The organism is Qipengyuania citrea, assembly GCF_009828015.1.
Lineage (GTDB): Bacteria > Pseudomonadota > Alphaproteobacteria > Sphingomonadales > Sphingomonadaceae > Qipengyuania > Qipengyuania citrea.
Genome location: NZ_WTYG01000004.1, coordinates 315002 through 325000, shown reverse-complemented (window position 1 = coordinate 325000; position 9999 = coordinate 315002). Strand labels below are relative to the sequence as shown.

The 9999-nt window shown below is 65.1% G+C and carries 8 protein-coding genes and 1 rRNA gene (1 of these 9 running past the window's edge); 3 read left to right on the top strand and 6 right to left on the bottom strand.

The annotated features are described in order from the left end of the window. A 16S ribosomal RNA gene (locus GRI55_RS13560) occupies positions 1–265 on the bottom strand (it extends 1224 nt beyond the left edge of the window). 630 nt (positions 266–895) lie between these two features. On the opposite strand from GRI55_RS13560, the gene GRI55_RS13555 reads away from it, so the two are divergent. The 3 genes from GRI55_RS13555 to GRI55_RS13545 all read left to right on the top strand — a co-directional run bounded on the left by GRI55_RS13555 (position 896) and on the right by GRI55_RS13545 (position 6047). Further along, entirely contained in the window at positions 896–2437 is a 1542-nt protein-coding gene (locus GRI55_RS13555) for a lipopolysaccharide biosynthesis protein (RefSeq protein ID WP_237452542.1), read from the top strand. Positions 2438–2589: 152 nt separating this feature from the next. Beyond that, a complete protein-coding gene (locus tag GRI55_RS13550; protein ID WP_160767527.1) occupies positions 2590–4392 on the top strand; it encodes an ABCB family ABC transporter ATP-binding protein/permease in 1803 nt (600 codons plus the stop codon). Between the two features lie 149 nt (positions 4393–4541). Further along, complete coding sequence (locus GRI55_RS13545; RefSeq protein WP_160767526.1) at positions 4542–6047, top strand: SulP family inorganic anion transporter; 1506 nt, start codon at positions 4542–4544, stop codon at positions 6045–6047. A gap of 120 nt (positions 6048–6167) precedes the next feature. On the opposite strand, the gene GRI55_RS13540 is transcribed toward GRI55_RS13545, so the two are convergent. From GRI55_RS13540 to GRI55_RS13520, 5 genes are all read right to left on the bottom strand, one after another. Next, positions 6168–6851, bottom strand: a complete 684-nt coding sequence (locus GRI55_RS13540) for a type 1 glutamine amidotransferase domain-containing protein (protein ID WP_160767525.1) — start codon at positions 6849–6851, stop codon at positions 6168–6170. A 132-nt stretch (positions 6852–6983) separates the two neighbouring features. Then, on the bottom strand, positions 6984–7385 hold the full coding sequence (locus GRI55_RS13535; protein WP_160767524.1) for an ACT domain-containing protein: 402 nt from the start codon (positions 7383–7385) through the stop codon (positions 6984–6986). Next, complete coding sequence (gene hslU / locus GRI55_RS13530) at positions 7385–8686, bottom strand: ATP-dependent protease ATPase subunit HslU (RefSeq protein WP_160767523.1); 1302 nt, start codon at positions 8684–8686, stop codon at positions 7385–7387. The genes GRI55_RS13535 and hslU overlap by 1 nt, the downstream gene beginning before the upstream one ends. A gap of 87 nt (positions 8687–8773) precedes the next feature. After that, entirely contained in the window at positions 8774–9334 is a 561-nt protein-coding gene (gene hslV, locus GRI55_RS13525) for an ATP-dependent protease subunit HslV (RefSeq protein WP_063505459.1), read from the bottom strand. Positions 9335–9388: 54 nt separating this feature from the next. Then, on the bottom strand, positions 9389–9847 hold the full coding sequence (locus GRI55_RS13520) for an outer membrane protein assembly factor BamE (RefSeq protein ID WP_160767522.1): 459 nt from the start codon (positions 9845–9847) through the stop codon (positions 9389–9391). Positions 9848–9999 lie beyond the last annotated feature (152 nt).

The following is a 9999-nucleotide window of genomic DNA, read 5'->3' as shown; positions in this document are numbered from 1 at the left end:
CAGACCAGCTATAGATCGTCGACTTGGTAGGCCATTACCCCACCAACTATCTAATCTAACGCGGGCCCATCTAAAGGCGATAAATCTTTGGTCCGAAGACATTATCCGGTATTAGCAGTCATTTCTAACTGTTATTCCGAACCTAAAGGCAGGTTCCCACGCGTTACGCACCCGTGCGCCACTCACCCCGAAGGGTTCGTTCGACTTGCATGTGTTAGGCATGCCGCCAGCGTTCGTTCTGAGCCAGGATCAAACTCTCAAGTTTGTGTCACACACCAATCAAGCACGGGGAAAACCCCGCTAACCTGCTTGGCATGAGCTTCAAGGAGCCGATACCTGCACTGTCAAACGTAATGGATACGAATGAACATGCATCACCCAATGGCAAACGTGGAGTTCACCAGAGGATGTGGCAATCGGCTTGAATTAACCGGTATCCGGAGCCTTAAAACCCCCGGACCGGGCGCCGTCGCCCACATGTCCCTTCATCAATAAACAACAATGTCAAAGAACCGCCAGACACTAACAACGGACAGCTGATCCTGCCCCGACCTTAAACCGGGGGACCGGCTATCCGACAATGTTGGCGACCGTTGCAGCGGACAGTGGAAGCCGTCAGCACCGCGTCGGTGAGGGCCATCTAGGTCCCACCAAGGATTCGGTCAATAACCTTTTTGCAGTTTTGTTTCGGGTTTTTTGCAAAACCGCTCAATCGTGCGGCTTGCAGCGTCCCCGCTGCCATTCCGATATAGGGAGCGTGCGGTAATGATCAACCGCGCCCCGCCCGAAATTCTCCGACCGATGGCGCTGCACGGCCGGATTCGGGGCAAATTACCCGGACGCCGGGCCGCCTCGCGCCTCGCAATCGCGACGAATCGCGCCTAGCACTGCAGGCATGACGATGCGCGACGCTGCCGAGCACGATGCCCCCGAAGGTTTTGGCGCGCGCGTGCGCAAGGCGCTGGCCTGGCGCTGGGGCAGCCAGCTGGTCGCGCAGTTCATCACCTGGGGATCGACGATCATGGTCGTGCGGCTGCTCGAGCCCTCCGACTACGGCCTGTTCGCCATGAGCCAGGTGATCGTGACTGCGCTCCACTTCCTGAATGGCTGGAGCTTTGCCAGCTCGCTGATCCAGGCCGACCGGGTCGGCGACCGCGAGATCGGGCAGGTGTTCGCGCTGCTCCTGCTGACCAACGGCCTGCTCGCGGCCGCGCAGCTGGCGCTGGCCCCGATCGTGGCCGATTACTACGGTCAGCCCGAGGTCGCCCGGCTGCTGCGCGTGCAGGCGCTGATCTTCCTCGCCATCCCCTTCACTGCCCTGCCCACCGCGCTGCTCGCGCGGCGGCTCGAGTTTCGCAGCCAGGGGATCGCCAATCTGGTGTCGGCCGCGGTCGCTGCAACAACGGCGCTCGCGCTGGCATGGTACGGCTTCGGCGTCTGGGCGCTGATCTATGCACCGATCGCGGGAATCGCGGTCCGGGCAGTGATCATGAGCATAGCGGCGCGGTTGTGGGTGCGCCCGGTGTTCGATCTCAGGGGCGCCCGGCGAATGATCGGGTTCGGCGGTGCGCTGACACTGTGCCAGCTGTTCTGGATCATCCAGAGCCAGAGCGACATCTTCATCGCGGGGCGCGTTTTCTCGGTCTATGAGCTGGGGCTCTATTCCGAGGCGCTGTTCCTGACGCTGATCGTGACCGGACGCTTCATCCCGCCGCTCAACGACGTGGCCTTCCCTGCCTATGCAGAACTGCACAAGGCGGGTCGCAGCCTGGGCCCCTATTTCGAACGCACCATGCAAAGCGTGCTGCTGGTCGTCACGCCGATCTATATCGGGCTGGCGCTGACCGCCCCCGAAGCGATCCTGGTGGTGTTCGGCGAGAAATGGACCGGGATGGCGCCCATCGTATCGGGGCTCGCTATCGTCATGCCACTGATGGCGGTGCAGATCATCTGTTCGCCGACCTGCACGGCGACGGGGAAGGAAGGCTTCTATCTTGCCACCAGCATCGCGGGCGCGATCCTGTTTGCCGGCTCCTTCTTCATCGGCGTCCAGTTCGGCGCGCAGGGGCTGGTGCGGGCGTGGTGGGTGGCCGCGCCGCTGCTGTTGATCTTCACGCTCGCGCTCACCCTGCCGCAGATCGACCTCCCGCTGCGCCGCCTCGTGGTGGCCGCCGCGCCGCCGGTGCTCGCCTGCCTCGCCATGGTCGGTGTGGTCGGTGGCCTGCGGCTGGCCCTGCCGGCGGAAATCGGCCCGGTCGCCACGCTCGCACTGCTCGGCACTGCAGGCGCCGCGACCTATGCGGGCATGCTCTACCTCGTATGGCCCGATATCGTGCGTCAGAGCATCGCCATGATCAGGCGGACCCCGGCAGATCCCCTGCCCACCGCCGCTGCCACGCCGGCCCCCGCCGGGCGGACCCGCGACGCCGCCGAGTGAACTGCGGGCCCGAACTGCGGCACGCGGGAGAAATGGCGCCCGCGCTCGGCCAGTACCCCTGCGCGCGGTCGCCAATCGCCATGTCCACCGCGCGGGGGTTATGGCGGAGCGCCGCCTTGCCCCGCACACGCATCCCTCCCACATAGCCGGGCATGCCACCCGACTACGCTTCACCCGCCCGGCCCGACGATCCCGAAGGCTGGGTGACGATCCGGCGCTTCCTTCCCTATCTATGGCCCGCCGACAATCCCTCGCTCAGGCGTCGGATCGCCGGTGCGATGGTGTTCGTGCTGCTGGCCAAGGGCACGATGCTGGCACTGCCCTTCGCCTACAAGGGTGCGGTCGATGCCATGACCACACCCGCGAACGAAACCGCGATGGTCGCGCTGGCCTTTGTCATCGCCTATGCCGCCGGGCGCCTCGCCGCCGTGGTGTTCGACAATCTGCGCAACATCACCTTCGAACGCGTCGGGCAGGATGCCACGCGCCAGCTCGCCGAGGACACCTTCCGGCGGCTGCACCAGCTGTCGCTGCGCTTCCACCTTGCGCGCCGCACGGGCGAAGTGACCAAGACGATCGATCGCGGGACCAAGAGCATCGACACGATGCTGTACTTCCTGTTGTTCAACATTGCGCCCACCGCCGTCGAGCTGGTGGCGGTCGGAGTGATCTTCTATCTCAATTTCGGGTGGGAACTGGTCGCCGCCACCGCGCTGACCGTGGCTGCCTATATCACGCTGACGCGCAAGGTCACCGAATGGCGCAACGAACTGCGCCGGCGGATGAACGAACTAGACGGCACCGCGCTCGCCCGCTCGGTCGACAGCCTGCTCAATTACGAGACGGTCAAATATTTCGGCGCCGAGACGCGCGAGCACGCGCGCTATGCCGAATCCGCGCGGTCCTATGCCGATGCAGCGGTGCGCAGCCAGAACTCGCTCGGCCTGCTCAACATCGGCCAGGCAGTCATCATGAACCTGCTGATGGGCGGCGCGATGGGGTTCACCGTGTGGCAATGGAGCAAGGGCGTGCTGACCACCGGCGATCTGGTGCTGGTGAACACCTATCTGATCCAGCTGTTCCGCCCGCTCGACATGCTCGGCATGGTGTACCGGACGGTCCGGCAGGGGCTGATCGACATGGCGGAGATGTTTCGCCTGATCGATACCGAGACCGAAGTGAAGGACGCACCCGCTGCGCCCGCGCTCGTGGTCCGCCAGCCGACTGTGGTCTTCGACGATGTCCATTTCGGATATGAACCGGACCGCGAGATCCTCCACGGGCTCAGTTTCGAAGTCCCCGCGGGCAAGCATGTGGCGATCGTCGGCCCGTCGGGCGCGGGCAAGAGCACGATCGGGCGGCTGCTGTTCCGGTTCTACGATCCGTGGCAGGGGCGCATCCTGATCGACGGGCAGGACATCGCGCAAGTGACGCAGGCCAGCCTGCGCGAGAGCATCGGCATCGTTCCCCAGGACAGCGTGCTGTTCAACGACACCATCGGCTACAACATCGCCTATGGCCGCGGGGGTGCGTCGCGCGAAGCGGTGGTCGCAGCAGCGGCCGATGCGTCGATCATGCCCTTCATCGAACGCCTTCCCGACGGGCTCGATACCGAAGTGGGCGAACGCGGGCTGAAACTGTCGGGCGGTGAGAAACAACGGGTCGCGATCGCGCGCACGCTGGTCAAGAACCCCCCGATCCTGCTGCTGGACGAAGCGACGAGCGCGTTGGACAGCCGGACCGAGCAGGAGATCCTCGCCACGCTGCACCGCGTGTCCGAAGACCGCACCACGCTGGCCATTGCCCACCGCCTGTCGACGATCGCCGATGCCGACCGCATCCTGGTGCTCGACCAGGGCCGACTGGCCGAAAGCGGCACCCATGCCGAGCTGCTGCAGGCGCGCGGACTGTATGCCGAAATGTGGGCGCGCCAGCAGGCGGAACGCAGCGACTAGGCACCGTCCCGGGCCGCAACCGAGCGGCACGGCCCGGGCCGCCAATCCGCGCGCATCTTGTGCTGCAATGCAACATCGTTCATAGGGCGATGCGAATTCTGCGCGCCGGTCTGCGTGCGCCATTTTCCGAACCTGACAGGACATTTCCCATGCTCGACCGTGCCGCGATCCACCGCGACTGGTTCTCCAACATCCGCGCCGACGTGCTCGCCGGGCTCGTCGTCGCGCTGGCGCTGATACCCGAGGCGATCGGCTTCTCGATCATCGCCGGGGTCGATCCGCGCGTCGGGCTCTATGCCTCGGTCGCGATCGCGATGGTGATTGCCTTTACCGGCGGACGCCCGGGCATGATCTCCGCAGCGACTGCGGCGGTGGCCGTGGTGGTGGTGCCGCTGGTGCGCGATCACGGGGTCGAATATCTCTTCGCCGCGACCATATTGATGGGGGTATTCCAAGGCATTGCCGCGCTGCTGCGGCTCGACCTGCTGATGCAGTTCGTCAGCCGTTCGGTCATCACCGGCTTCGTCAATGCGCTGGCAATCCTCATCTTCATGGCGCAGTTGCCGCAGCTCGACCCGAGCAATGCAGGGATCGGCTGGGTGACCTATGCCATGGTCGCGGCCGCGCTGGCGATGATCTACCTGATCCCGAAGGTCACCACCGCCGTGCCCAGCCCGCTGATCGCGATCATCGTGCTCACCGCGCTGACGATATACCTCGATGCGCCGGTCAATACGGTCACCGACATGGGCGAATTGCCCGAAGGCCTGCCCTATTTCGCGCTGCCCGATGTGCCGCTGAACTGGGAAACGCTGGCCATCATCGCTCCCTATTCGGCGACCATGGCCGCGGTCGGCCTGCTCGAATCGCTGCTCACCGCGCAGATCGTCGACGACATGACGCATACCGGCAGCAACAAGCGCCGCGAAAGCGGCGGCCAGGGGATCGCCAATATCGTCGCGGCCTTCTTCGGCGGGATGGGCGGCTGCGCGATGATCGGCCAGTCGGTCATCAACGTGACCAGCGGCGGCCGCGGCCGGCTGTCGACCTTTACCGCCGGCCTGTCGCTGCTGATCCTGCTCGCGCTGCTCGGCGACCTCGTCGGCCAAGTGCCGATGCCCGCGCTGGTGGCGATCATGATCATGGTGTCGATCGGCACCTTCTCGTGGAACTCCATTCCCAATATCGGCAAGCACCCGTGGCAGAGCTCGGTGGTCATGCTGACCACGGTCGCCGTCGTAGTGGCCACGCACAACCTCGCGCTGGGCGTGTTGGCAGGCGTGATCCTGTCGGGCGTGTTCTTCACCCACAAGGTGATGACCATGTTCGAGGTCGTCCGCGAACGCGACGGGGAAACCGCGACCTACCGCGCCAAGGGGCAGATCTTCTACGCCAGCGTCGAACGCTTCGAAGCCGCGCTCGGGCCCGAGAGCATCATGCCCGATCCGGCCGACCACGTGATCATCGACGTGTCGAAAGCGCATTTCTGGGACATCAGCGCGGTCGGCGCGCTCGACAAGGTGGTCGAACGCATGCGCCGCAATGGCCGCAGCGTGCAGGTCGTCGGGCTCAACCGCGCGAGCAGCGATCTGGTCGACAAGTTCGCGCTGACCGACAAGACCGGTGTCGAAATCGGGCTGGCCCCGCATCCGTAAGCCGCATGTCGGGGGCACTGGTCGCCCCTTTGCGGGCCGTTGCTGATACGCAGCTGCAGGCATGAAAAAGGGCGGGCACGGTCAATCCGCGCCCGCCCTTTTTAGTGCATTCGCCGAAGCCTAGTCCGCTTTCAGCGCTTCCAGCAGCTTCTCGGCCGCAGGCTCGCTCGACGGCGGGTTCTGGCCAGTGATGAGCAGGCCGTCCTGAACGACATAGGGTTCGAAGACGCCCTGCTTGGAGAAGGTCCCGCCCTGCTCGATCAACACGTCTTCGAGCAGGAAGGGCACGACATCGGTCAGGCCGACCGCGTCTTCTTCCTGGTTGGTGAAGCCGGTGACCTTGCGTCCCTTGACGATCGGGTCGCCATTCGGCGCGGTGACGTTCTTCAGCACGGCAGGCGCATGGCAGACCAGCGCTACCGGCTTGCCGGCGGCCAGCGTGTCTTCGATCACGGCTTTCGAAACCGCGCTCTCGGCAAGGTCCCAGAGCGGCCCGTGACCGCCCGGGTAGAAGACGCCGTCGAACGATGCGACATCGACATCCGCGAGTTTCTCGGTCGAGGCCAGCTGCGCCTGCGCCTCGCTGTCCTTCTTGTACCGTTCGGTCGCCGCGGTCTGCGCATCGGGCTCGTCGGATTTCGGATCCAGCGGCGGCTTGCCGCCGGCCGGGCTGGCCAGCGTAATGTCATGCCCGGCATCCTTGAGGACGTAATAGGGGGCAGCGAATTCCTCGAGCCAGAAGCCCGTCTTGTCGCCTGTGTCGCCGAGCTCGTCGTGGCTCGTCAGAACCATAAGAATTTTCATAGCGTTCGTCCTTTCGGGGGGGTTTGGGCGTGGCCGGAGTGTTCCGGCGCTTCACCAAAGGAACACACGTCGCGCGCTTCGGTTTCGCTCTATTCGAGTGGCCGATCCCGGCCCGGAAGCTGGCGCCGATCGTCAGGCCCCGGCCACCAGGGCGCGCAGCACGTCGAGTGCCTCCGCAGCGCGGGCGCAAGGTACGAAGGCGTGATCATGGTGGAATGCCGCGATCATATTGCAGGCGATCCCGGCATTGGCCAGCGCGCCCGACACGGCGGAGGTCAGTCCGACACCTTCAAGGTCGGAATGCACCGTCAGCGTGATCCTCGCGAAGTCGGGGCCCTCGATGCCCAGTTCACCTGCTACATCGGCAGGAACGATCGCCGTTACGCCCTCGTCCTCGCGGAAGGTACCGATCGCCGCGCCGAGCAATTGCGGCGCCGTGTCCGGTTGCACGAGCACGAAGCGCCAGCGGCGCGGGTCGAGCCGGGGCGCCATGGCGGCGATCATCGTCCGGCCACCGCGCCCCAGCCCGTCCATTACAGGATGTATTTGCTGAGGTCGGCGTCGCCCGCCAGCGTTTCGAGCCGTTCGCGTACATAGGCTGCATCGATCGTGATCGTCTCGCCGGTCCGGTCTTCGGCCTCGAAGCTGATATCCTCGAGCAGGCGTTCCATCATCGTCTGCAAGCGCCGGGCGCCGATGTTCTCGACCGTCTCGTTGACCCGCGCCGCCAGCTTGGCGACTTCGGCGATCGCGTCCTCGGTGAAGTCGAGCGTGACGTCCTCCGTGCCGATCAGCGCGCGGTACTGTTCGACCAGATTGGCGCGCGTTTCCTTGAGGATGCGGACGAAGTCCTCTTCGGTCAGCGCGCGCAGTTCGACGCGGATCGGCAGGCGGCCCTGCAGTTCGGGCAGCATGTCGCTGGGCTTTGAAACGTGGAACGCGCCCGACGCGATGAACAACACGTGGTCGGTCTTCATCGGGCCGTATTTGGTCGCCACCGTGGTGCCTTCGATCAGCGGCAGCAGGTCGCGCTGCACCCCTTCGCGGCTGACCGATCCGCCGCGCACGTCGCTGACTGCGATTTTGTCGATCTCGTCGAGGAAGACGATGCCGTTGGTTTCCGCATTCTCCACCGCGACGCGGTTGACGTCGTCCTGGTCCATGCGGTTTTCGGCCTCTTCATCGACCAGCCGGTCCCATGCATCGGGCACCTTCAGCTTGCGGCGCTTGAGCGGGCTCTTGCCCATGGCCTTGCCGAACATGTCGGACAGGTCGATCATCCCGACCCCGCCGGGCATGCCGGGGATATCCATCGGCGAGCTGGGGGCCTCGCGCACTTCGATCTCGACTTCGGTATCGTTCATCGAATTGTCGACGATCCGCTGGCGGAACGCCTCGCGCGTCGCTTCGCTGGCATTGTCGCCGACCAGCGCGGTCAGCAGCCGTTCCATCGCGGCCTTGCTCGCGGCCTCGCGCACCGCGTCGCGGCGGCGTTCCTTTTCCAGCCGGATGGCTTCATCGACCAGGTCGCGCGCGATCTGGTCGACATCGCGGCCGACATAGCCGACCTCGGTGAACTTGGTCGCCTCGATCTTGATGAAGGGGGCCTCGGCCAGCTTGGCCAGCCGCCGGCTGATCTCGGTCTTGCCGCAGCCGGTGGGGCCGATCATCAGGATGTTCTTGGGGGTCACCTCGTCGCGCAGCTCGGGGCCGAGCTGCTGGCGGCGCCAGCGATTGCGCAGCGCCACGGCGACCGCGCGCTTGGCATCCTTCTGGCCGATGATGTGTTCGTCCAGCGCGGCGACGATCGCCTTGGGGGTCAGTGCTTGTGTCATGTCTTCCTATCGTCATCCCGGCGAAAGCCGGGACCTGTCTCGATTTGGCGCTCTGCGGCATCCCGGCTTTCGCCGGGATGCCGCAGATCAAACCGTTTCGACGGTCACATTGCCGTTGGTGAACACGCAGACATCGGCGGCAACCGCCATGGCCTTGCGCGCGATGGTTTCGGCGTCGTCCTCGTAATCGACCAGCGCCTTGGCCGCGCTGAGCGCGTAATTGCCGCCCGACCCGATGGCCGCGATACCGCCTTCGGGTTCCAGCACATCGCCATTGCCGGTGAGGACCAGCAGGTTTTCCTCGTCCGCCACGATCATCAACGCTTCGAGATTGCGCAGGTACTTGTCCATGCGCCAGTCCTTGGTCAGCTCGACCGCGGCGCGCAGGAGCTGGCCATTGTACTGCTCGAGCTTCTTCTCGAGCCGTTCGAACAGCGTGAAGGCATCGGCAGTCGCGCCGGCGAAACCGGCCACGACCTTCTCGCCTTCGCCGATCCGGCGCACCTTGCGCGCATTGGGCTTCATCACGGTGTTACCCATGGAAACCTGCCCGTCGCCGGCGATGACCGTGGCACCGCCGCGCTTCACGCCGATAATGGTGGTGGAATGCCACTGGGTCAGCCCGTGGCGATTGTCTCTATCATCCATGCGCGCGATATGGGGCGCGCGCGGCGGGGGTCAAGCCGGAGCAGGCCCGCAGGCTTACTGCCCCTGGCCCAGGCCCGGCTGGCCGACTGCACCGATATTGCCGAACAGGTCTTCGAGGAAGCTGCGTTCGCGGCCCAGCGTGGGCGTCTCGTCGCCATCGGGGCGCAGGTAGACCACCTGGTCCATGCCCGTCCGCTCGGCCGAAACGACATTGCCCGCGGCATCGAATTTCACTGCCAGCACCGAATGCTCGCGAATCCGCGGGCGAACGAAGGGTTTGCGGCCCGTCGTGCTCGACACGTAGTACCAGGTCTTCTCGCCATACTGGCTTTCGAACGTCGGACGCCCCAGCGTACCGGTGACGCTGCGCTCATTGTCGATCCCGGGCTGGACCGATTGCACCAGCGTGGCATCGACGATGTAGCCACGCGGCTCGCGGATCGCGGTGCAGCTCGTCGCGGCGATGGCGGCAGCGCCGATCGCGGCAAGGCCCAGAATTTTCGACCTGTTCATGGGAACAGCAAATCTCCGTCTTTCGGCAGGCGCTTGGCCGCAGGCGGCCACCTCCCTATATGCTTGGCCCACGCCTTAATCCGAAAGCGCCAGCCCATGCAACTCGGCATTGGGGGGCGCTTGGGGATCGCGGCCTGTATTGCCGCTGAACG